This is a genomic window from Frankia gtarii, from assembly GCF_025403375.1.
Taxonomy (GTDB): Bacteria; Actinomycetota; Actinomycetes; order Frankiales; family Frankiaceae; genus Frankia; species Frankia gtarii.
Genome location: NZ_JAMPTM010000048.1, coordinates 1 through 22,073, shown reverse-complemented (window position 1 = coordinate 22,073; position 22,073 = coordinate 1). Strand labels below are relative to the sequence as shown.

19 protein-coding genes are annotated in these 22,073 nt (G+C 71.9%); 12 read left to right on the top strand and 7 right to left on the bottom strand.

Features of this window, described 5'->3' with window-relative positions; genetic code table 11:
• Positions 1 to 162 precede the first annotated feature (162 nt).
• Complete coding sequence (locus NBZ83_RS10055; protein ID WP_261566841.1) at positions 163 to 1,011, bottom strand: helix-turn-helix transcriptional regulator; 849 nt, start codon at positions 1,009 to 1,011, stop codon at positions 163 to 165.
• A 140-nt stretch (positions 1,012 to 1,151) separates the two neighbouring features.
• Between NBZ83_RS10055 and NBZ83_RS10050 the strand changes: the two genes are divergently transcribed.
• Entirely contained in the window at positions 1,152 to 1,931 is a 780-nt protein-coding gene (locus tag NBZ83_RS10050) for an NAD(P)H-dependent oxidoreductase (RefSeq protein ID WP_261566840.1), read from the top strand.
• A gap of 25 nt (positions 1,932 to 1,956) precedes the next feature.
• On the opposite strand, the gene NBZ83_RS10045 is transcribed toward NBZ83_RS10050, so the two are convergent.
• The gene (locus NBZ83_RS10045; protein ID WP_261574819.1) at positions 1,957 to 2,829 is read right to left on the bottom strand and encodes a DUF4097 family beta strand repeat-containing protein; all 873 of its coding nucleotides are present in this window, start codon (positions 2,827 to 2,829) and stop codon (positions 1,957 to 1,959) included.
• A 63-nt stretch (positions 2,830 to 2,892) separates the two neighbouring features.
• Positions 2,893 to 3,471 (bottom strand): hypothetical protein, encoded by a 579-nt coding sequence (locus tag NBZ83_RS10040; RefSeq protein ID WP_261574818.1) that lies wholly within the window; start codon positions 3,469 to 3,471, stop codon positions 2,893 to 2,895.
• A gap of 158 nt (positions 3,472 to 3,629) precedes the next feature.
• Between NBZ83_RS10040 and NBZ83_RS10035 the strand changes: the two genes are divergently transcribed.
• Entirely contained in the window at positions 3,630 to 5,390 is a 1,761-nt protein-coding gene (locus NBZ83_RS10035; protein WP_261566837.1) for a toll/interleukin-1 receptor domain-containing protein, read from the top strand.
• Between the two features lie 48 nt (positions 5,391 to 5,438).
• Here the strand turns inward: NBZ83_RS10035 and NBZ83_RS10030 are convergent, their stop codons facing one another.
• Positions 5,439 to 6,674 (bottom strand): cytochrome P450, encoded by a 1,236-nt coding sequence (locus tag NBZ83_RS10030; RefSeq protein WP_261566836.1) that lies wholly within the window; start codon positions 6,672 to 6,674, stop codon positions 5,439 to 5,441.
• A 218-nt stretch (positions 6,675 to 6,892) separates the two neighbouring features.
• Here NBZ83_RS10030 and NBZ83_RS10025 point away from each other — a divergent pair, with 218 nt between their 5' ends.
• The gene (locus NBZ83_RS10025; protein WP_261574817.1) at positions 6,893 to 8,185 is read left to right on the top strand and encodes a cytochrome P450; all 1,293 of its coding nucleotides are present in this window, start codon (positions 6,893 to 6,895) and stop codon (positions 8,183 to 8,185) included.
• Position 8,186: 1 nt separating this feature from the next.
• Here NBZ83_RS10025 and NBZ83_RS10020 read toward each other — a convergent pair whose 3' ends face one another.
• From NBZ83_RS10020 to NBZ83_RS10010, 3 genes are read right to left on the bottom strand one after another with little or no spacing between them, the layout of a single operon-like run.
• Positions 8,187 to 9,428: a cytochrome P450 gene (locus NBZ83_RS10020; RefSeq protein WP_261566834.1), complete on the bottom strand. Its 1,242-nt coding sequence runs from the start codon at positions 9,426 to 9,428 to the stop codon at positions 8,187 to 8,189.
• Positions 9,429 to 9,440: 12 nt separating this feature from the next.
• Positions 9,441 to 10,847 carry an FAD-dependent oxidoreductase gene (locus NBZ83_RS10015; protein WP_261566833.1) on the bottom strand — a complete coding sequence of 469 codons (1,407 nt, stop codon included), beginning with the start codon at positions 10,845 to 10,847 and terminating at the stop codon, positions 9,441 to 9,443.
• Positions 10,837 to 11,805, bottom strand: coding sequence for a PDR/VanB family oxidoreductase (locus NBZ83_RS10010; RefSeq protein ID WP_261566832.1), 969 nt, complete (start codon positions 11,803 to 11,805; stop codon positions 10,837 to 10,839). Before NBZ83_RS10010 ends, NBZ83_RS10015 begins: the two co-directional genes overlap by 11 nt.
• 150 nt (positions 11,806 to 11,955) lie before the next feature.
• Here NBZ83_RS10010 and NBZ83_RS10005 point away from each other — a divergent pair, with 150 nt between their 5' ends.
• From NBZ83_RS10005 to NBZ83_RS09965, 9 genes are all read left to right on the top strand, one after another.
• Entirely contained in the window at positions 11,956 to 13,155 is a 1,200-nt protein-coding gene (locus NBZ83_RS10005) for an acyl-CoA dehydrogenase family protein (RefSeq protein WP_261574816.1), read from the top strand.
• 73 nt (positions 13,156 to 13,228) lie between these two features.
• Positions 13,229 to 13,795: a PaaI family thioesterase gene (locus NBZ83_RS10000; RefSeq protein ID WP_261574815.1), complete on the top strand. Its 567-nt coding sequence runs from the start codon at positions 13,229 to 13,231 to the stop codon at positions 13,793 to 13,795.
• Positions 13,792 to 14,730, top strand: coding sequence for an alpha/beta hydrolase family protein (locus NBZ83_RS09995; protein ID WP_438803166.1), 939 nt, complete (start codon positions 13,792 to 13,794; stop codon positions 14,728 to 14,730). Before NBZ83_RS10000 ends, NBZ83_RS09995 begins: the two co-directional genes overlap by 4 nt.
• A 256-nt stretch (positions 14,731 to 14,986) precedes the next feature.
• Entirely contained in the window at positions 14,987 to 16,171 is a 1,185-nt protein-coding gene (locus NBZ83_RS09990) for an ABC transporter ATP-binding protein (RefSeq protein ID WP_261566829.1), read from the top strand.
• 59 nt (positions 16,172 to 16,230) lie between these two features.
• A complete protein-coding gene (locus NBZ83_RS09985) occupies positions 16,231 to 17,625 on the top strand; it encodes an ABC transporter substrate-binding protein (RefSeq protein WP_261574814.1) in 1,395 nt (464 codons plus the stop codon).
• 4 nt (positions 17,626 to 17,629) lie between these two features.
• Positions 17,630 to 18,502, top strand: a complete 873-nt coding sequence (locus NBZ83_RS09980) for a metallophosphoesterase (RefSeq protein ID WP_261566827.1) — start codon at positions 17,630 to 17,632, stop codon at positions 18,500 to 18,502.
• A complete protein-coding gene (locus NBZ83_RS09975; RefSeq protein ID WP_261566826.1) occupies positions 18,499 to 19,476 on the top strand; it encodes a carbohydrate ABC transporter permease in 978 nt (325 codons plus the stop codon). Before NBZ83_RS09980 ends, NBZ83_RS09975 begins: the two co-directional genes overlap by 4 nt.
• An 11-nt stretch (positions 19,477 to 19,487) precedes the next feature.
• Positions 19,488 to 20,429 carry a carbohydrate ABC transporter permease gene (locus tag NBZ83_RS09970; RefSeq protein ID WP_261574813.1) on the top strand — a complete coding sequence of 314 codons (942 nt, stop codon included), beginning with the start codon at positions 19,488 to 19,490 and terminating at the stop codon, positions 20,427 to 20,429.
• Positions 20,430 to 20,798: 369 nt separating this feature from the next.
• On the top strand, positions 20,799 to 22,073 hold a 1,275-nt coding region (locus NBZ83_RS09965), incomplete at its 3' end, for an HNH endonuclease (RefSeq protein WP_438803303.1).

Genomic DNA, 22,073 nt, shown 5'->3' with positions numbered 1-22,073 from the left:
GACCACGGTCAGTACTACGCAGAGGAAGACGAGACAAACAGACGAGTGCGCTGCGACGCCATCGCGTCACCTGTTCATAACCTGGCCCGGAGTTGCGTAGGCCGAGGTAGGCCCATCGACTCGGAAAAATACCAACGTTCCATCTACAATCACAATGTTGAATCAATCGACACGGGGCGCTCCGACCACCGGGTCGGCTGGTACAGCGTCCGCGCCCAGGCCCGCGAGCAGGCGCAGCCCGTCCTCGGCGGGGCTGTCGGGGGCCGCGGACAGCACCAGCAGCTCCATGCCTGACTCGTCTGGTGGTGCGAAGTTCTCCTGGTGTAGTTCCAGCAGTCCGACCAGCGGGTGCCGGTACACCTTGCGTCCATGTGTGCGGGCGCGCACGTCCGCGCGGGCCCAGAGGCGGCGGAAGCGTTCGCTGCCCATCGCCAGCTCGCCGATGAGCGAGGCCAGGCGGGGGTCCTCGGGATATTTGCCGGCGGCCAGGCGCAGGTGCCCGACCACGTCGAGGGTGCATGTCTCCCAGTCCGCGTAAAGGCCGCGCTCGGCCTCCTCAAGGAAGATGTGCCGGGCGGTGTTCAGTCCCGGTATCGGCCGGCCGAGCAGGAGCCCGGCGAGGCGGTTCCCGGCGAGCACGTCCAGGCGGTGGTCCATGATCAGCGCTGGTGCGTCGGTGACCAGGTCCAGGACGCGCGCCAGCTCCGGCCGGACCCGCCCGCCCGGCGCCTTCGCGCGGGGGCGGCGCTGCCGGGCGAGCCGGTGCAGGTGCCCGCGTTCGGTCTCGTCGAGGCCGAGGACGCGGGCGAGCGCGTCGAGAACCTGCTCGGAAGGCTGGGTCGCGCGGCCCTGCTCCAGGCGTACGTAGTAGTCGACGCTGACTCCGGACAGGTGCGCGACCTCTTCGCGGCGCAGCCCTTCGACCCGGCGACGCCTGTCGGTGGGGATGCCGACGCCCGCCGGGTCGACCCGGGACCGCCGGGTCCGCAGGAAGCCCGCAAGATCGTCCATGCCCCCGAGTATGGCCTTCGGTGGTGCCCGTGAAGGTGGTCCTGCCGCTACCAGGAAGTCCCGTCCGATGGAAGCGGCGCCCCTGAACGCCGGGCGCCGCGGCGCCCAGGATCGAGGGCACCCGATCCGAAGGAGTTCCCATGAAGACGCTGATCGTCTACGCCCACCCGGAGCCGACGTCGCTCAACGGCGCGCTGAAGGACCTCGCGGTGTCCACGTTGGAGACCGCCGGGCACGAGGTACGGGTGAGCGATCTGTACGCGATGAACTGGAAGGCGGTCGTGGACGCCGCGGACTACGGCCCCGACGCCTCAGGCCCGCTGAAGGTCGCCCTGGACTCGGGCCGGGCCTTCGACGCCGGGACGCTCACTCCGGACGTCCTCGCCGAGCAGGAGACGCTGCGGTGGGCCGACACGATCATCTTCCAGTTCCCGCTGTGGTGGTACACGATGCCCGCGATCCTCAAGGGCTGGGTGGACCGGGTGTTCACCTACCACTTCGCCTACGGCGTCGGCGAGCACAGCGACACCAGGTACGGCGAACGCTTCGGCGAGGGCACCCTGGCGGGCAGGAAGGCTCTGCTGTCGGTGACCGCCGGCGGCCCGAAGTCGCATTACGCCGCTCGCGGGATCAACGGCCCCATCGACGATCTGCTGTTCCCGATCCACCACGGCATCCTGTACTACCCGGGCCTCGAGGTGCTGCCGCCGTTCGTGCTGTACGGCACCGACCGGCTGACCGGCGAGGACTACCCGGACGTCGCCAGGGCCTGGGAACAGCGCCTGCTCACTCTGGAGTCGACCGAGCCGATCGCGTTCCGGCGGCAGAACTTCGGTGACTACGAGATCGGCTCGCTGCACCTGAAGGAGGGACTGGAGCCCGCGGGCCGCACGGGTTTCGGACTGCACGTGCGCGGCTGACCGCCCCACCGCCCGGCCGTCCCGCCTACCTGGCCAGCGCCGGCGGGAAGGCGGCCCGGCAGCGGTGGACCAGGATGTTGCCGCGGCCGGAGAGGGCGCGGATCTCGACGGTCTCGTCGGTCGGGGCCGGGCGGTCGACGGCGGCGATCTCGCTGCGCACGGTGCCATCGCCCGAGCGGAGGTCGAGCAGGGCGGCCGTGCCCTCCCGCACGCCGATGTCGAGCCGGCCGGATCCGGTCACAAGAGCGACCGTGCCCCGCACGACCTCGCCGAGGCGGATGTCGGCCGAACCGGTCCTGGCCTCGACGCTCGCCAGCGCCCGGTTGATGCTGACGGCGCCGGCGGCGGTGGCGACCCGCACGTCGTCCGCCGCCTCGCCGAGGGTGATCGCGCCGCTCGCCGCCTGGACCGCCACCGGGCCGTCGAGCTGCTGGATCCGGATCGCGCCGTTGGCGGTCTGGACGTCGGCGCGCCCCCGGCAGCGGCCCACGAAGACGTCCCCGTTGGCGGTACGCAGCCGCAGGTCGGCGGTCTCGTCGAGGTCGATACCGCCGCGGGCGACCTGGACTGTGCAGTCACCCAGGCGGCCCGTGGCCTGGATACCCGTCCCCGCGCTCGCGTCGAGGCGCGAGTCGGTGGGCAGGTCGACCGTCACCTCGACCGCCTCGCCGGTCCCGAGCAGGGAACGCAGGCGCCTGCTCGGTGCCCGGATCGTCAGCTGGCCGGCGGCGTACTCGACGACGGTCTCCCGGGCTGCCTGCACGTCGGCGTCGCTGGCCGGCTCGGCCGGGCGCACCTCCACGACCGTGTCGGCACGATCGCTGGCCCGGATCAGCAGACCGCCCGCGCCCAGCTTGATGACGGCGAGGATCGGTTCGGGGGTGTCGAAACTCGGCATGGTGCAGCTCCTTCTTCAGTGATCGACAGTGATCGACAGTGATCGACCCGGCCCCACGGCCGGCTAACGGACCCACCCGCGGTACCGGCGCCCGTGCTGATCAGCGCCCCCTACCGCGGAGCGTCCGGGCAGCGCGCCGGGGTCGAGCGCGGCGCCGACGGCGCGCACGAGCCAGGCGTTGACCGACAACCCCGCGCGGTCGGCCGCCTCGTCGATGCGCGGTTTGAGCTGCTCCGGGACGCGCAGCGTGATCCGCGACGTCCGCCCCTCGTCGCCCTCCGCCGCGTCCGGCCCGGTCTCCCCACCAATCCCAGTCCCGACCGGCCCGGCCCCGGCAGGCACGATCCCGGTCGACCAAGTGATGCCATCGATGACGTCACTTTCGGCGGGTGGCAGCGTCGGCGGTGGCGTCACCACGAAGTCGGCGTCTCGGCCGCGCAGCCGCACATCGACCGACCCCGGCGCCAACTTGAGGCTGATCTCGTCCGCGGCCGCCGACAGCGCCTCTAGCAGAGCGAGCCGGGTGGCCGCGTCCAAGGTGCCGACGAGCCGTTCGGCCAGCGCAAGCGCGTCTGCACCCCCCGCCTGCGCGGCGACCGCGAGCTCGTGACGCAGGTTCTCGACATACGGCGCAAGATCCATGACGCCATTGTGGCGTCACATTGACGTCTCAGTCAAGACCCTGTGCTGCCACGGGTTGCACGACGGTGCCGCCACCTCGCCCTCGAGGCGCCCGGTCCCGCTCGAGCGACACGAATTCGGCGCCTGCCATCCGTCCGAAATTCTGACAAACTGCGGATATGGTCACGGATATCGACCAGCCTGACACATCAGGCATCAGTCCACGCCAGGTCGACTTCTTCGTGTCGTACACCGGCGCCGACGCACGCTGGGCCGAGTGGATCGCCTGGACTCTGGAGGATGCCGGCCACAGCACCCGGATCCAGAGCTGGGACTTCACTCCAGGCGCCCACTTCGTGACTGAAATGCATCAGGCCACCGAACGGGCTGCCCGCACGGTCGCTGTGCTCTCCGACTCCTACCTGGCATCCGCCTTCGCGGCCGCCGAATGGCAAGCCGTCTGGGCCAGCGACCCCACCGGCCGGGACCGCCGGCTGCTGGCCTGCCGGGTCGAGAACTGCCGCCGGCCGGGCCTGCTCGCCCAGCTCGTCACGATCGACCTGTTCGATGTCGACGCCGGCACCGCCCAGGCCCGGCTGCTCGCCGCCGCCGCGGGCCGGCGCGGCAAACCCCCACGCCGCCCGGCGTTCCCCGGCGTGCCCGCTCAGCTCCGCCCGGCCCAGCCCCGCTTCCCCGGCCGGCCCATACCCGGGCCGCGGCCCGCCGACCATGCGCCGACCCGCTCCCGGCACGCGCTGCCGCGGCACTCCGGGCGGGCACGGGGAGGCCTCGTCCTGCTGGCCGCTGCCGTCGTCATCGTCCTGCCCACGACCCTCGGCATCACCCTCGCCGTCGACCGCGCCGGCAGGCAGCATCCCGCCGTCGCCACGTCTCCCACGACCAGCCCCCGCACGGTCCCGGCCGGCACCCCATCCGCCATGGTCCGCACCTCATGGGGGGCGACGTTCTCGCCGCGGGCGACCCGTCTGATCGGCGCGTCGGCGCGGGTACAGGCGGTGGCGTTTTCGCCGGTCGGCGCCGCGCTTGTGGCGGGCAGCGACGACGACACCGTGCAACGGTGGGATACCACGATCCCCGCCGAGCCGCGGCGACTCGACCCGCTCACGGGCGGACTCGGCTCCATGCTCACGGTCGCGTTCTCCGCCGACGGACGCATCCTGGCCACCGGTGACGACGCCAACCTGCTGCGGTTGTGGAACGTCGCCGACCCCGGGAAGCCCAAGGTCGGCGTACCGCTGCTGGGCCCGCCGGGGACTCCGGATCAACCCCGCTTCGTCCAGGCGGTGGCATTCTCCCCGACGAGCTACCTGCTCGCTGCCGGCCTCGCCGACGGACGGATGCGCCTGTGGGACGTCGCCGACCCGCTTGCCCCCCTCTGGCTCAGCCCGGAACTGCGCGCCGACAGCGACGCCGTGCGCGCGATGGCATTCTCTCCCGACGGCCGAACACTGGCGACCGCCGGCAATGACCGGACGATCCAGTTGTGGGACGTGACGAACCCGGCCGCCCCCGTGCCGCGCGGTCGGCCCCTGGCCGGCCACACCGGGAAGCTGCGCACGGTGGCGTTCTCGCCCGACGGCAGTGTCCTGGCCAGCGGCGGCGACGACAACACGATCCGGCTGTGGAACGTGACCAAACCCAACGCGCCCACTCCACGCGGCGATCCGCTCATCGGCCACGTCGGCCCGGTGTCGGCGGTGGCGTTCACGGCGGATGGGGGAACCCTCGTCAGCGGCGGCGAGGACGGCACGGTGCGGCTGTGGGCCGTCGCCGCTCCCGCCGCGCCCACCCCGGCCGATCAGGGCCGGATCCTGATCAACTCCGCCGGCCGGGTGCTCGCGCTGGCCGTCTCCGCGGACGGCGGCGAGCTGGCCGCCGGTGGCGATGACACCACAGTGCGGCTGTGGAGGATCGGCTGACGGCGGCCCTGGTGCGGTCATCCTCAGCGAACCGCAGGTGCGAGCAGCTCAGCGGGAGTGGAGGCGGATCTGCAGGGCGTCGACGCCGCGGACGGCGAGATGGGGCCGGTAGGTCGGCGCGGCGGTGATCTCCAGCCGGGTGACCCGGTCGAGCAGGGCGGCCAGCATGATCTCGGCTTCCAGGCGGGCGAGGGGGGCGCCGAGGCAGTAGTGGATGCCGTGGCCGAAGCCGAGATGGCGCGCCGCCGGGGCGGCCGAGGCGTAGCGGGTGATGTCGAAGTCGTCGGGTCGCGCGAAGACGTCGGGATCGCGGTTGGCGGCGGCCGTGACGACGATGACACCGTCGCCGGGGTGGAACGTCTGCCCGGCGAGTTCGGTGTCCACCAGCGCGGTGCGCAGCGTCCACTGGTTCGGCGGGTCGTGGCGCAGGGTCTCCTCGACGGTGGCCGCCGCGAGGTCGCGGCGCGCGCGCAGCGCCGCGAACTGGTCGGGGTCGCGGGCGAGCGCCAGGACGGCGTTGACGACCAGGTTGACCGTGGTCTCGTAGCCGGCGACGAGGAGCAGGACGCAGATCTCGACCAGCTCGGCCGCGGTCAGCCGGTCGCCCTGCTCCTGCACGGCGATCAGGTCGCTGAGCAGGTCGTCGCCGGAATCGGCCCGGCGCCGGGCGATCAGCTCGGTGAAGTAGTCGGCGAACGCCCGAGTGGCTTCGGCGCGCGCGACCCGCTCGGCAGGGTCGAGCAGTTGGTCGGGGTCGAGCGCGCGGGTCAGCGCCGACGCCCAGCCGCCGAAGACCTCCTCGTCGCGCACCGGGACGCCGAGCAGCGAACAGATGATCCGCAGCGGCAGGGGCCGGGCGAACGAGGCGACGAGGTCGACCTCGCCGTGGTCGACGGCGGCGTCGAGCAGCTCGGCCGACAGCGCCTGGGCCATCGGCCGGAACCGGGCGGTCGTCGCCGGCGTGAACGCCCGGCTGACCAGGCGGCGCAGGCGGGTGTGCGTCGGCGGGTTCGATCGCAGCATCGACCGTAGCCCCTCGTCGGTGGCCGTCATCGGACGGAAGGCGCTGCCCGAGTTCGGGACGTGGCCCCAGGCGCCCTCCTGCAGGGCGGCGACGCAGTCGCCGTGCCGCGTGATCACGCCGATCCTGGGTGCCTGCGGAGACAACCAGTGGCAGCGCCCCGACTCCCGCAGTGCCCGGTACAGCGGGTACGGATCGCTGCGCCGCCGCGGGTCGAACAGCTCGCGCACATCCACGGCCACCTCGACGTGTTCAGCCGTCATACCAGGCTCTCCCCATACCGATTGAATGTTAGGCCGGGGCGGGAGAACGACCGCATTCGATATCCGTCTCTTATCGACCGATACGGACTCCCGGGCCCGGGTCGACGGGCTCTTGACCCCTCGCCGCCGGCGACCCACGATAACGCCCGCCACCTGCATTTCTCCGCGCGCACGCCCGTGTCCACCGGCCGGGCGGCGCCCACGAAGGAGCGGGATTCATGAGCACAGCGGAGATCGACGGCATTCGGGCCGACGGCAACCAGGCCGACGGCAACCAGGCCGACGGCATTCGGGCCGACGCCCACGACGTTTTCGACGCCGCCCACCAGATCAATCCCTACCCGCGTTACCGCCAGCTGCGCCAGGGCCCGGGGCCGACCCCCGTCCGTCTGGGCGACGCCGAGGTGACGCTGATGTCCCGGTTCGCCGACTGCGCCGCGGTGCTGCAGAGCCAGGCGTGGGGGCACGGCAACGTCGACCGGCTCAGCCCCTTCTGGGATCAGCAGGCGAGCCTGCCCGGGTCGTTCATCCGGATGGACCCGCCGGATCACCGGCGGCTGCGCACCCTGGTCAACAAGGCGTTCAGCGCCCGGATGGTCGCCGACCTCACCCCCATGATCACCAGCCTGGTCGACACGCTGGTGGACCGGGCGCTCGCCGCCGGCGGGCTCGACGTCATCGGCGACCTGTCCGCGCCGCTGGCCCAGGCGATGGTGGGCCAGCGCCTGCTCGGGGTGCCGGCGGCCGACGCCGAGATGCTGCGCTCCTGGGAGCTGGCGATCGCCCGCGGCACCGATCCCGACGCCCTGCTGTCCGCCGAGGACGCCGCGCGGCGCGACTCCGCCGGCGCGAACGTCGTCGCCTACCTGCGCGACCTCGTCGCGCGCCGCCGGGCCGACCCGCAGGATGATCTGCTTAGCCGGCTCGTCGCGGTCGAGGAGTCCGGCGAGGTCCTCACCGCCGCCGAGGTGCTCGGCATCTGCGTGCTGCTGCTCGTCGCCGGGATGGAGACGTCGATCAACCTGGTCGGCAACGCCATCCTCGCCCTGCTCGCCCACCCCGACCAGCTCGCCCTGCTGCGCGAACGGCCCGAGCTGGCCCCGTCGGCGGTGGAGGAGATCCTGCGCTACGACACGCCGACCCAGTTCACGATGCGGGTCGCGCTCACCGACACCACGCTCGGCGAGCACCGGTTCCGCCGCGGCGACGGGGCGATCGTGCTGATGGGGTCGGCGGGCCGCGACACCGACGTGTTCGACGGCGGCGAACGCCTCGACATCACCCGCTACGCCGAGCCCGGCCGTTCGCCGCGCCACCTCGGCTTCAGCCTCGGTCTGCACTACTGTCTGGGCGCGCCGCTGGCCCGGCTGGAGGCGACGACCGCGATCCGCACCCTGGTCGAGCGGGCGCCGGCGCTGACGCTGGCCACCGATGAACTGTCCTACCAGCCGAGCCTGATCCACCGCGGGCTGCGCTCGCTGCCCGTCGACCTCTCCCCCGCCGCCAGGTAGTTCAGACGCCGCGGAAACGCACGGGGAGTTCGGCGAGGCCGCGGATGAGCATGTTCGCCTTGTACGGCGGCCGGTCGGTGAGCAGGTCCATGTCGGCGACGCGCCGCAGCACGCCGGCCAGCAGCAGCTCCATCTCGAGCAGGGCCAGCGGCGCGCCCAGGCAGTAGTGGTGGCCGAGGCTGAACGACAGGTGCCGGGCGATCGGCCTGGCGGTGTGGAAGCGGGTGACGTCGAGCCGATCCGGGTCGTCGTACACCAGCGGGTCACGGTTCGCGCAGGCGATGAGCGCGACGATCCCCTCGCCGGGGGCGAAGACCTCGCCCGCCACCACCAGCTCGCGCTTGGCAGCCCGGGTGTTCATGTGGATGGGCGAGTCGTAGCGCAGCAGCTCGTCGACCGCCGGGCCGATCAGCTCGGGGCGTTCGCGCAGCAGCGCGACCTGGTCGGGGTTGCGGATCAGCGCCATCATCCCGTTGCCGACGAGGTTCACCGTCGTCTCGTGGCCGGCGATGATCAGGGTCACGCAGGTGCCGAGAAGCTCCTCCTCGGTGAGCCGGTCGCCGGCCTCCTCGACGGCGGCAAGCTGGGTGATCAGGTCGTCGCCGGCGGCCTCCCGGCGCCGGCGGGAGACCAGTTCGCGGAAGTAGCCCAGGAACTCGGGGATGGCGCGGTTACGCTCGGCGAGCGCCGCCGGCGTCATCAGCACGTCGGGGTCGAAGGCGCGGGCCAGCGCCTGCGACCAGACCTGCACCGCCGGGTGGTCCGCCGCCGGCACGCCGAGGATCTCGCAGACGATCGTCAGCGGCAACGGGTAGGCGATGGTCTCGATGAGGTCGAACTCGCCCGCCCGCAGCGCGTTGTCGAGCAGTTCGTCGACGAGGGCGGCGATGCGGGGCCGCAGCGCCGCCACGGTCCGGGCGGTGAACGCCTTCGTCACCAGGCCGCGCAGCCGGGTGTGGTCCGGCGGCTCCATCCACAGGAACGACGCGGGGAAGGCCGAGGCGGGGATCGTCGGATGCAGATGGTGGGGCTCGCGGTCGTGGCCCCACTCCTGGCTGCCCAGCACCGCCGCGCAGTCCGCGTAACGGTTGGCGACCCGCAGGCCGAACGCCGCGGTGTGCAGCGGCCCGGCGGCACGCAGCTCGGTGTAGACGGAGTAGGGGTCGTCCCGGTTCGCGGGATCGAACAGCTTCGCCAGCAGCGGGGCCTGAGCTTCGGACTGCGCGGGTTGGACGGTGACCATGCTGAGCTCCTTCTACGACGGATCGTGAGGTGCTGGACGGGCGCGCCCCCCGACGGCCCCGGGGACGAGTACGCGTGCGGCCAGCGCCGGGCGCAGCAGCGCGGCGGGCGGCTCGGTCAGGTGCACGACGCGCATGAGGGTCCGGGCGACGGCGGGGTCGCGGTGCGCGCTGCGCTGCGCCCGCGCCGCGTAGCTTCCGGTGACCCGGCCCCGCAGGGTGCGCCGGCCCACCACCGCGGGGTAACGCAGGTCCGACGAGGCCGCCATGTCCCAGGCGACGTCGTTGACGGGGCCGACCGCGCGATAGAAGCGGCCCGGTAGTCCGCCGCCGAGGCCCGCGCGCAGGCAGTCGCGCAGGACGAGCGCCTGCTGGGCGGCGACCGTCATCCCCTGCGCGTACAGCGGGTTGAAGCTGCACAGGGCGTCGCCGACGACCACCAGGCCGTCGGGTGGGCGGCGCAGGGCCTCGAAGTGCCGGCGCACCGACTCCCGGAACCGGTACGGCACGGCGTCGCCGAGGGGGGTGGCGGCACGGATGAGCTCGGCGATGTCCGGGGCCGCCAGCCGCCGGGCGAACGCGTGGAACCCGTCGTGGTCGGTCGGGGGATGCTCGCCGAGCAGACCGGCGAGGGTGACGATCCAACGGTCGCCCTCGACGGCGGCCGCGCCCCCGCCGCGCAGGCCCGGGGTGGTGGCGATGATGACGCTGAGGTCGCCGTCGAGGTCCTCGGGGCGGCGCCGGTAGAGCCGGGAGGCGTAGCCGAGATCCACCGTGACGCGGGACGTCGGCGGCGTCGGGTGCCCGGCGGCGGCCAGCCAGTCCAGGGAACGGGAGTTGCGCCCGCTGGCGTCGACCACGAGTTCGGCCGCGAGAACCCTCGGCGCGCCGTCGCCGTCGCCCGCGCGGATCCGCACGCCGGTGACGGCCCCGCCCGGCGCGGCGCCGACCAGTCCGACCACCGCCGTCCTCGGCAGCAGGCGGACGCCGGGCAGCGCCGCCGTGCGCCGGCGCAGCTCCCGTTCCAGCAGTGGCCGGCTGGCCAGCACGGAGGTCAGCCCGGTCGAGACCGGTCCGACGCGGCGTCCCTGCAGGTACCAGCGGCCGCCGACGAGCGCCTCGCTGGTCGGCGCGCCGGCGTCGACGAGCCCGGCGACCAGGCCCGGATGCAGGTCCTCGAGGATCTGGCGGCCCCGATCCATCAGCGCGTGCAGGTGCCCGGCCTGCGGCACCCCACGCCGGGCGATCGGGTCGGGCAGGTCGGTCAGGTCGTCGCGGTCGAGGACACTGACCCGCTCGAAGTGCTCGGTCAGGACCCGCGCGGCGAGCAGTCCGCCGACACCCGCCCCGAGGACGACGGCGTGCCCGGAGCGGGTGATCGGGGTGGTCGGGATGGTCGGGGCCTGGCGGTCAGATGTCAAGGGTCAGCCGCTCCGAGTGCGCCCGGGAGACGCAGATCATCATCGTGGCACCGGTCGCCCGTTCCTCCTGCGACAGCACCGAGTCCCGGTGGTCGACCTCGCCGTCGAGCACGGTCGTCTCGCAGCTCGCGCAGGTGCCCTCCCGGCAGGAGGAGGGGACGTCGAGCCCGGCGCGGTCGAGCGCGTCGAGCACCGACTGGCCGGCCCGCACCCGCACCAGCCGCCCGGAGCTCGCCAGCAGCACATCGAAGTCCCGCTGGTCGATTGCGCCGGCACCGTCGGCGTCGTCCGTCGGGCGGGGGCGGAACCGCTCGACGTGCAGGTTGCCGACGCCGCGGGCGGCGAACGCCCGCTCGGTGGCGGCCAGCAGCGGCTCCGGCCCGCAGCAGTACAGCCGCGAGTCGGCGGCGAGCTCGGCGACGATGTCGTCGACGGGCAGCAGACCCTCGGTGTCCTCGGGCAGCACCCGCACCCGGTCAGGGTGACGGGCGAGTTCGGGCAGGAACGCCATCCGCCGCCGCGCCCGCCCGCCGTAGTAGAGCCGCCAGTCGGCGCCGCGGCGCTCCAGCTCTCCCAGCATCGGCAGCAGGGGGGTGATCCCGATGCCGCCGGCCACCAGCCGATAGGACCCACCGGCCACCAGCGGGAAATTGTTTCGCGGAGCGCCGACCTCGATTTCCGTGCCCTTCACGACCTGTTCATGGAAGTAGCGCGATCCGCCCCTGCTTTTCTCTTCCAGGAGCACCGCTATTCGCCATGACCTGATATCGGACGGATCACCGCACAACGAGTACTGGCGGATCTGGCCGGCCGGTATGCGAATATCTACGTGGGCGCCCGGCGCCCAGGTCTCGAGAGCCTCTCCTCGCGGGTCCACCAGTGCGACCACCAGCACGTTCTCTGCTGCCAGGGTCGCGGTGTCCACCCGCAGGACCGTCCAGCGAGATTCCGAACTCACCGATGAACCGTCTCATGTCGACCACCAGCCGAACAGCGACCAATACAACGGCAATCACCCCATCGGAAACGTCGATGGCCGGCGACCGAACACGCGGTTCACCGCAACAATGACCCCGCACGCAGCATATTGTCACCGGTGGGAGCAACCGTGAGCGAGACAATCGTCAGGCCGTCCGAAGCGCCGAGCCCGCCGGATCCCGTACTGCTGGCGGAACGGACCGCGACGTTCATCCGGGACGTCGTCATCCCCGTCGAGCGCGAGATCGTCGTCGACGGCCGCCAGATGGACGACACGCTGCGCCTGGAACTGGTCGGGGCGGCGAAGGACGCAGGCGTGTTCGGCCCGCTGTCGCCCGTCGAGTACGGCGGCTTCGGGCTCGACTTCCGCGGGCAGGCACACGTGCTCACCGCGGCGGGCGCGAGCCTCATCGGGCCGCTGGCCCTGCACTGCTGGGCACCGGACGACGGCAACATCCATCTGCTCGCCGACGCCACCACCCCGGACCAGCGCGAACGCTACCTGGCGCCGCTCGCCGCCGGCGAGGTGCGCTCGGCGATCGCGATGACCGAACCCGCGCCGGGCACCGGATCCGACCCGAGCATGCTGCGCACGCTGGCCGCCCGGGTCCCCGGCGGCTGGTCGATCACGGGCGCCAAGCATCTCATCACCGGCGCGGACGGCGCCGCCTTCACCATCTGCGTCGCGCGCACCGACGCCGGCCCGACGATGTTCCTCGTCGACGGGGACAACCCGGGCATGCGGGTGGTGCGCCGGATGCCGACGCTGGACTTCACCAGCGCCCCCGGCGGCCACTGCGAGGTCGCCTTCGACGACTGCCGGGTCGACGACGACGCCGTGCTCGGCGAGGTGGGTCTGGCGCTCGAGTACGCCCAGGCACGCCTCGCCCCGTCCCGGTTGACGTTCTGCATGAACTGGCTGGGCCTGGCGGTGCGCGCGCACCTGCTGGCCGCCGAGCAGGTGCTGGGACGCCGTTCCTTCGGCTCCCCCATCGCCGAGCACGGCATGGCGCAGGCGCTCGTCGCCGACAACGAGATCGACATCGCCGCGGCCCGCGCGCTCGTCCATGCCACCGCCGCGGCACTGGACACCCACGGGGCAACCAGTTCGATCGCCCGCCACGACGCCGCCATCGCGAAGACATTCGTGTCCGAGGCGGTGTGGCGGGTGCTCGACCGGGCCGTGCAGCTCTTCGGCGGGCTCGGCGTCTGCGAGGACCACCTGGTGGCCCGTTTCCTCGTCGAGGCGCGCGCGTTCCGCATCTACGAGGGTCCCTCCGAGGTGCTGCGAGCCTCGGTGGCGCGACGGGTGTTCCGCCGCCTCGGCTAGTTCCAAGGATCTTGGTGTTCCGCGGAACCGCATCCGGCGTCGGTCCATGTCCATCACACGGTAGGAGACCCAGATGAGCAACCCGTCAGTCCTGAGCCCGTCAGTCCTGAGCCCGGCAGCGCCCGGATTCTCGGTCTTCGCCCAGCCGGGGAAGGCGGCCGCGGACTTCGAACACATCCGGCGGATGGCCAACACGGTGGTTCCCTTCGGCGCGTTCGTCGGCGTCGAGGTCACGCAGGTCGACGCCGACCACGCAGTCGTGCAGATCCCCGACCGCGCCGAGCTGACCAACCAGTTCGGCACCGTGCACGCCGGCGCGCAGTTCCTCGCCGCGGACATCGCCGGGGCGTGCGCGTTCGTCGGGGCGGCGGCCAGCCGGATCGCGGACGTGGAATGGCTCGTCGTGCGCGACAGCTGGTCGTCGTTTCGCCGGCCCGCCCGCGGACTGGTGCGCGCGGTGGGAACCGTCGACGAGCGAGCGGTGCGCCAGGTGCTCGCCGCCGGACCCGGCGAACGCGTCGACCTCGACGGCAAGGCGGTGCTGCGCGACGCCGCCGGCGCCCTGGTCGCCACCTTCCGCTTCGCCTACGTCGCCGAGCTCGCCGCCCCGGCCGCCCCGGCCGCGCCGGCCGCGCCGTGACCGGATCTGCCCCGCCGCGACGCTCGGAGTTCTCCTCGTTGGAGGCGCTGCGGGTCGACAGCGTCGGCGCGGTGTCGTTCGTGCTGCGGGTACTCGCGCAGGACGACCCGGGCGCGCCGGTCGTGCTAATCCTGCCGGCGATGGCGCTGAAGGCGAAGTTCTACCTGCCGATCGCGCGGGCGCTGCACGCGGCAGGTCTGTCGGTGGTGACGACGGACCTGCGCGCCCAGGGCGAGTCGACGCCCGGCCTGCACGAGCAGCCGACCTTCGGCTACCGGGAGCTGATCGAGGTCGACCTGCCGCGCGTCCTCGCCGCCGTGCGAACCCGGTTCCCCGGGTCGCGGCCGTACCTGTTCGGGCACAGCCTCGGCGGCCAGATCGCCCTGCTGCACACCGCCGCCGCGACGGCCGAGCAGCGCCACGCGCCGACCGCGGACGGCCCGACCGCGGACGGCGGGATCGCCGGCGTCTGCGTCATCGGGACGGGGACCGTGTACTGGAAGGCGTTCGGCTTCCGACGCTGGGCCGAGGCGCTGTTGAAGATCCAGACGATCGGCCTGGTCGCGCGGGTACGCGGCTACTGGCCGGGCGGCATGCTCATCGGCGGCGCCATGCCCGGCCGGGTGATGACGGACTGGGCCCGGCATTCGCGCACCAGCCGTTACCGGCCGGCCGGGACGACCCGCGACTACGACCGGCTGCTCGCCGAACTCGACCTGCCGGTGCTGGCCATCTCCCTCGACGACGACCGGCTGGGGCCGAAGTCGAACGTCGACTTCCTCTGCGGCCGCATGCCCCGGGCCCGCCTTGACCGGTGGCACATCACCGCCTCCGCCGGCGTCGCCCATCGCGACCACTTCGCCTGGACGAAGGATGCCGCCGTCATCGGCCCGGCGGTCGCCGCCTGGATCCGCGACCGCCGCAGGCCCCAGTAGCAATTCCTCTCGCGCCATAGGAACCTCCAATCGAGCGCCGTCACCGACATATTCGTCGCGATACGTTCACCACCAATTCACCATGCCATGCTGAACTGCATCTGCTCGTGGACACGGAATTAATCGACACGTACACGGACCGGGCGCCGGGAATTCATCGGCCAGGGGACAGCCCGGTTCGGCACTGGTCCGGCCTCTGCGCGCACAGGACATAGAAAGCTGTTTGGCAGATGCCGCCGGATCACAGGGGGAGCCAGTGAGCCGCATTACCGTTGAAAACGTCACGCGCCGCTATGGCGACGTGCGGGCGGTCGACGGGGTGAGCCTCGACGTCGCCCACGGCGACTTCCTGGTCCTCCTCGGCCCCAGCGGCTGCGGAAAGTCGACGCTGCTACGCATGATCGCCGGCCTGGTCCCGCCCAGCGACGGCCGGGTGCTCGTGGACGGGCGCGACGTCACCGAGACCCCGGCCCGCGACCGCGACCTCGCGATGGTCTTCCAGAGCTACGCGCTCTACCCGCATCTGACCGTGGCGCGCAACATCGGGTTCCCGCTGCGTACCCGGCGCCAGCGCAGGGCCGAGATCTCCGCGCGGGTCGCCGAGGTCGCCGACATCCTCGACCTCGGCAAGCTGCTCGACCGCCGGCCGCGGGAGCTCTCCGGCGGCCAGCGCCAGCGCGTCGCGCTCGGCCGCGCCCTGGTCCGCGACCCCGGTGCCTTCCTGATGGACGAGCCGCTGTCGAACCTGGACGCCCAGCTGCGCACCGCGACCCGCACGGAGATCACCGAGCTGCACCACCGGCTCGGGCGGACGTTCGTCTACGTCACCCACGACCAGGTCGAGGCGATGACGATGGCGACGTCGGTGGCCGTGCTCAACCACGGCCGCCTGGAGCAGGTGGGGACGCCGACCGAGGTGTACGACACCCCGGCGTCGGCGTTCGTCGCCGGTTTCCTGGGCTCGCCGCCGATGAACCTGCTCGACGCCGAGGTCGTCGCCCGCGACGGCCGGCTGCACGCGGTCGCCGCGGGCGTGGACGTGCCCCTGGGCCTTGGCGATCCGGGTCAACAGGGCGAGCCGGGTAAACAGGGCGAGCCTGGTGAGCAGGTGCGGCGACCCGCCGTCCTTGGCATCCGCCCCGAGCACCTGAGCCTGCGGCCGGCCGCGAGCGACGGCGCTGCCCCCGAGGCGACGCTGCGCGGCACCGTGCGCACCATCGAGAACCTCGGCAGCGAGGAGATCGCCCACTGCCGCGTCGGCGCGGCCGAGGTGGCCGTGCGGGCCCGCCGGCCGGCCGGCTTCACCGTCGGCGAGGCCGTCGTCCTGACCGTCCGCCCCGAGCACACCCATCTGTTCGACCGGGAGTCGGGACGCCGGCTCGTCTGGCGGCCGGACCGGGACGCTCCGATCCCGGCCGCCCGCGTCCCCGTCGCCACCTGACACCGGGCCGCCCACCACAGCTCACCCGCTCGCACCGTCACCTCGCCGAGGAGCAGCACGTGAAAAGACCGTTCGCCCGGAGATCGTTCTCTCTGGTGGCCCTGTCGGCCGCCACCGCACTGTCCGTCCTGGCCGCCTGCGGCTCGCCCGGCGGCGGTGGCGACGACACGACGACGAAGGCCACCGGCAAGATCCCCGAACTCGGCCAGGACCAGAAGGTCTCCATCGTCTTCGAGAGCTACAACTTCGGTCAGGCCGGCGCCTGGACGGACACCTTCAACGAGCTGATCAGCAAGTTCGAGAAGGCGCACCCGAACATTCACGTCACCGCGCAGAAGCCGCAGGGTTCCAGCCCGAACCCGGCCACCGACACGGTGTCGAGCCTGCAGAGCCAGATCGCCGCCGGCTCGCCGCCGGACGTGGTGCAGCTCGGCTTCAGCGACCTCGACTTCGCCGTGCACTCCCTCAAGGTGAAGCCGCTGGACGACCTGGTCGGCAAGGACGCCGTCCAGGCGAACTTCGACGGCGCCAAGTACCCGTACGCCAAGACCGCGCGGACCCTCGGTGACTGGGACGGCAAGACCTTCGGCGTGCCGTTCGTCTTCTCCACCCCGGTGCTGTACTACAACGCCTCCATCTTCGCCGAGGCCGGTCTCGACCCGGCGAAGCCGCCGACGACGTGGGACGAGGCCCAGCAGGACGCCAAGGCGATCGTCGACAAGACCAACCACGACGGCGTGTACCTCGACTGCCTCACGAAGATCGCCAAGGACTGGTGCTTCCAGAGCCTGGTGCGCTCCAACGGCGGACGGGTGATCTCGGAGAACCGCACCACCCTGACCTACGCGCAGCCCGCCGCCGTCCAGGCCGTCCAGATGGCCCAGGGCCTGGTCAAGGACGGCCTGACCCCCGTGCTCGGCCAGAAGGAGGCCTACACGAGCTTCGCCGCCGGCAACATCGGCATGATCCTGGAGACCAGCTCCGTCCAGGGCACGTTCGTGAAGGGCTCGAAGGGCAAGTGGGACCTGCGCGCCGCGCAGATGCCGAGCTTCGACGCGAAGCCGACCGTCCCGACGAACTCCGGCGCGTCACTGTTCGTGCTGTCCAACGACGCGGCCAAGCAGCGCGCCGGCTGGGAGCTGATCAAGTTCCTGACCAGCGAGGACGCCTACAAGACAATCTCCACCAAGATCGGCTACCTGCCACTGCGGACCGGCCTCGTCGATGACCCGGCCGGACTCGCCGCCTGGGCCAAGGCCAACCCGCTGATCAAGCCGAACATCGCTCAGCTCGACCGGATGGAGCCGTGGATCTCGATTCCCGGCGTCAACTACATCCAGGTCCGTGACGGGATGATGGAGGCGGTCGAAAAGATCGTGTACCAGGGCGCGGACCCGCAGTCGACCCTGACCGCCGCCCAGAAGCAGGGCACGGCACTGCTCCCGAAGGCATAGTTCGATGACCACGACCGGACCGGCCGAGCTGACCCTGATCCAGGTGAGCGACACCCACCTGCTGCCAGCCGGCGAGCTGATGCACGGCCGCGTGGACACCTTCGCCCTGCTGGAGACGGTCGCCGCGACGGTGGCGTCCTCGACCGGTCCGGTCGCTGGGATCCTGCTCACCGGCGACCTCGCCGACGACGGCTCCCCCGCCTCCTACCGGCGGCTGCGCGAGATCGTCGACCCGCTGGCGGCCACGTTCGACGCGCCCGTCGTCTACGCGATGGGCAACCACGACGAGCGGCTTGCCTTCCGCGCCGAACTCCTGAACGGCGCCGGCGTGCCGGCCGACCATCCCTGCGACAGCGTCCACCTGATTGACGGCCTGCGCCTGGTCGCCCTCGACTCCACCACGCCGGGCCGCCACGACGGCTGGCTCACCGACGCCCAGCTCGCCTGGCTGGCCGACGTGCTGGCCACCCCGGCGCCACGGGGCACCCTGCTGATCGTGCACCACCCGCCGTTGCCATCCCCGGTGCCGACCGTGCACCTGCTGCGGCTCGCCGCCGCCAAGCGGCTCGCCGACGTCGTCGCCGGCACCGACGTGCACATGATCCTCAGCGGGCACGCCCATCACGCCGGCGCCGGCGCGCTCGCCGGCATCCCCGTGTGGATCAGCCCCGCGCTCGCCTACGACGCCGACCCGATGCCGCCCGACGGCCGGCTGCGGGGGCTGCTCGGCGGCGGCTTCAGCCGGATCGACCTGATCGACGGCCAGTTCGTCGCCACCGCGATCCCGCTGACACCCGCCGGCCACGTCTACAACAACGACAGGGCCGAGATGGTGGAGTTCATCCGCAGCGTCACACCGCAGACCACTCCGGGATGAGCGGGATGTTCGTCGAGGTCGCTCCCCCCACGCTGCCGGTGCCGATCGTGGCGCCGGCAGCCGTCGGGGACCGGGGCCGGACCGCCCGGCGCCTGGCCCGCCGCCTCGGCCGCGGCGTCGTGCCCTACCTCTACCTCGTCCCGGCGCTGGGCATGCTCATCGTCTGGACGTACCGCCCGCTGGTGGAGACGGCGAACTACTCGTTCTACTCGTGGAACCTGTCGCCGACACAGCCCGCGACCCCGGTCGGCTGGGACAACTACCACCGGTTGTTCACCCTGCCCGAGCTGGGGGGGTCGGTCTGGCGGACCCTGCTGATGATCATCGGCCTGTTGCCGTTCACGATCGTCATCCCGGTCGTGGTGGGACTGCTCTCCCGCGAGGTCCGTGGCCGGGCGCGCAGCTTCTACCAGGCACTGATCTTCCTGCCGTTCCTGGTCGCGCCGGTGGCGAGCGCCGCGGTCTGGCAGTGGCTGCTCAGCCCCCGCTCCGGGGCGGTGAACCGGGCGACGGGCTCGTCGGTGAACTGGTTCCACGAGCGGTGGCCCGCCCTGATCGCCATCACCGGCATCACCGGCTGGCACGTCCTCGGGTTCGCCGTGGTCGTGGTCGCCGCCGGCCTGGCCTCGATCAACAGTGACTACGCGGAGGCCGCCTCCGTCGACGGGGCGTCGCGCTGGCAGATCACCCGCTGGCTGACGCTGCCGCTGCTGTCGCCGACGCTGGTGTTCCTGGTGCTGTCCACGGTGCTGCTGTTCGCGCCGCAGTGGACGTTCCCGTTGATCGACTCGCTCACCCAGGGCGGTCCGGTCGACGCCACCACCAACGTCTACTACCTGCTCTGGGAGTACGGCATCCAGAGCTTCGACGCCGGCCTCGCCTCGGCGGCCGGAGTGGTGTTCTTCATCGGGTTCGGGCTGGTGGCGGCGGTGCTGCTGTGGATCTCCGAGCGCGTCACCATCCACGACGACTGAGAGGGCGCCCCGTGACACTCGCCACCGAACCGTCGGTGACCGAACCGGCGCCGCCCGAAGGTGCCGACGGCGCGGACACCGGCGCACCTTCGATCGGCGGCGCGCCGATGACCAACTTCGACGCCCCGGAGACGCCCGGGGGTCGATCGAGAACGCGCGTCGTCGTCGGCCACCTCACCCTGGCCGTGCTGGGCCTGGCCTGCATATTTCCGATCTACTGGCTCTATGCGACGTCGCTGCGGCGACCGAACGACGTCTACGAGGTCAACCCGCTGCCGTGGCCGCTGTCCGTCGACAGCTACCGCACGGCGATCGACGAGATCGACGTCCTGCGGCTGCTGCTCAACACGACCGTCGTCGCGGTACTCACGGCGCTCGGGCAGCTCCTGACCAGCCTGCTCGCCGCCTACGCCTTCGCCGCCTGGAACTTCCCGCTCAAGCGGCTGCTCTACCTGGCTTTCGTCGGTAGCTGGCTGGTGCCGTTCCAGGTCGCCATGCTGCCGAACTACGTGCTGCTGCACCAGCTCGGGCTGCTGAACACGCTGTCCGGCGTGATCGTCCCGAACATCGTCTCCGGGCTCGGCGTGCTGCTGCTGCGCCAGCACCTCGACGGCTTCCCCAAGGAGTTGCTGGAGGCGGCACGGATGGACGGCCGGTCATCCTGGTCGACGCTGTGGACGGTGGTCGTGCCGAACCTGCGGGCGGCCCTGGCGGCGCTGGGCATCCTGCTGCTCGTCAACGCCTGGAACGAGTACTTCTGGCCGGCGCTGGTCCTGCAGCGGCATAACGATGTGCTGCAGCTCGGCATCCGCAGCTTCATGAGCTCCACCGAGGGCGACGACTGGGGCCCGCTGACCGCGACCGCCGGCCTGGCCTGCCTGCCGATCTTCGTGATCTACCTGGTGCTGCAGCGCCACGTCGTCAGCGGCTTCGTCCGCTCCGGCCTGCGCTGAAGACCCGTGCCGCGCGTGGGTGGGAACCCGACTCCCCTCCACGCGCGGCACGTTGCCGACGCCGTTTCGTCGGACAGCAGTGAGGCGGCCACTACCTCCCGCGCCTCCCGCACCTTCCGGCTTCGTTCCCCGCACGCTTTCCGGGCCCGACGCCAGGCTGGACCGGATCGAGTTCCGCGGAACACCATGATCCACTCTTGGTCCCGATCCCGGAGCTGATCAACCCGCCCTGGTGGATCATGGGCCAAATCTTGTCGGTGGAGGATGCGACGATCCTCGGGTCCGCTGTTCGACGACACCCCTGGCCCGGTGATCATGATGATGGAAGTGTCCGCTGTCCCGTCGCCCGCAGTCCCGTCCGCGTCGTCGATGGCGTCCGCCCTGACGGGGGTGGATGTGGAGGCGGCCCCGTTGCCGGAGGTAGAGGAGGTGATCTGCCGGTGGGCGGGGCGGATCGCGGCGGCGACATGTGGCTGGCTGCTTGCGGTGGCGGCGTTCGACCGGCGGGAAGGCTGGTCGGGGATGGGGATCGCGTCCTGCGCCCACTGGCTGGCCTGGCGATGCGGGATCGGTCTACGCACCGCCCATGAACAGCTCGCCACCGCGCATGCGTTGGAGGAGCTTCCCGCTATCCGCGCGGCGTTCGCGGCGGGGACGTTGTCCTATTCGAAGGTGCGGGCGGTGACCCGGGTCGCCGACGCGCGGTCCGAGCAGGTGTGGTTGACCCATGCCCGGTTCTGCACCGCCGGGCAGATCGAACGGCTGGCGCGGTCGGTCCGGCAGGCCCGCGGTGATGACAGGATCCGACGGGCTGCGAAACGGCTGGTGTGGCGTTCCGACGACGATGGCATGCTCCACGTGACCGCGGTCCTGCCCCCGGACGAAGGCGCCCGGCTGATCGCCGCGTTGGAAGCAGCCCGGACAAGCCTCGACACCACCGCCCCCCTCACCGCCACTGGCGATGCCGAGGCAGCCGAGGCCGGGCCGGATGAGTCCGAGGCCGATGAGGTGCCCCCCGACGGGGATAGCGTGTTCACCGCGCGGGATCGTCAACGTGATGCCGAGGCGCTGGTCGCGTTGGCCGACGGGTTCCTCGACCGGCCGGCTCCCGGGCTGATGAACCCCGATCACACTCTCACCGTGCACCTGACCACCCTCCCCGACCCCAGCGACAGCGACACGACCACCGACAGCAGTGCTGCGGGGCCGGCGGAGGTGGCTCGGATCGGCATCGGCGGCTGGGCCGCCATCGACGGCGGGATCGGACTATCCCGTCAGACCATCGAACGCCTCGGCTGCGACGGCTTTCTCCGCGGCATGGTCACCGACTCCGACGGCAACCCCCTCTACCTCGGCCGCCGCCGACGCCACCCCGGCCAGAAACTCCGCGACGCCGTCCACGCCCGCGACCACGGCCACTGCCAGTACCCCGGCTGCGGCCACACCCGCTGGTTGCAGATTCACCACCTGACCCCGTGGGGTCACGATGGGGACACCGACATCGACAAACTCCTACTGCTCTGCTCCGCCCACCATCACGCGATCCACGACCGCAACATCCACCTCACCCGAACAGCCGACGGCACCGTCACTGCCCACACCCCCGACGGCCGCGCCCTCACCCAGGCCCCACCTGTCCTCCCC

Coding starts and splice junctions, on each gene's coding strand:
- NBZ83_RS10055 (WP_261566841.1), bottom strand. CDS start 1,011: ATGGACGATCTTGCGGGCTTCCTGCGGACCCGGCGGTCCCGGGTCGAC.
- NBZ83_RS10050 (WP_261566840.1), top strand. CDS start 1,152: ATGAAGACGCTGATCGTCTACGCCCACCCGGAGCCGACGTCGCTCAAC.
- NBZ83_RS10045 (WP_261574819.1), bottom strand. CDS start 2,829: ATGCCGAGTTTCGACACCCCCGAACCGATCCTCGCCGTCATCAAGCTG.
- NBZ83_RS10040 (WP_261574818.1), bottom strand. CDS start 3,471: ATGGATCTTGCGCCGTATGTCGAGAACCTGCGTCACGAGCTCGCGGTC.
- NBZ83_RS10035 (WP_261566837.1), top strand. CDS start 3,630: ATGGTCACGGATATCGACCAGCCTGACACATCAGGCATCAGTCCACGC.
- NBZ83_RS10030 (WP_261566836.1), bottom strand. CDS start 6,674: ATGACGGCTGAACACGTCGAGGTGGCCGTGGATGTGCGCGAGCTGTTC.
- NBZ83_RS10025 (WP_261574817.1), top strand. CDS start 6,893: ATGAGCACAGCGGAGATCGACGGCATTCGGGCCGACGGCAACCAGGCC.
- NBZ83_RS10020 (WP_261566834.1), bottom strand. CDS start 9,428: ATGGTCACCGTCCAACCCGCGCAGTCCGAAGCTCAGGCCCCGCTGCTG.
- NBZ83_RS10000 (WP_261574815.1), top strand. CDS start 13,229: ATGAGCAACCCGTCAGTCCTGAGCCCGTCAGTCCTGAGCCCGGCAGCG.
- NBZ83_RS09980 (WP_261566827.1), top strand. CDS start 17,630: ATGACCACGACCGGACCGGCCGAGCTGACCCTGATCCAGGTGAGCGAC.
- NBZ83_RS09975 (WP_261566826.1), top strand. CDS start 18,499: ATGAGCGGGATGTTCGTCGAGGTCGCTCCCCCCACGCTGCCGGTGCCG.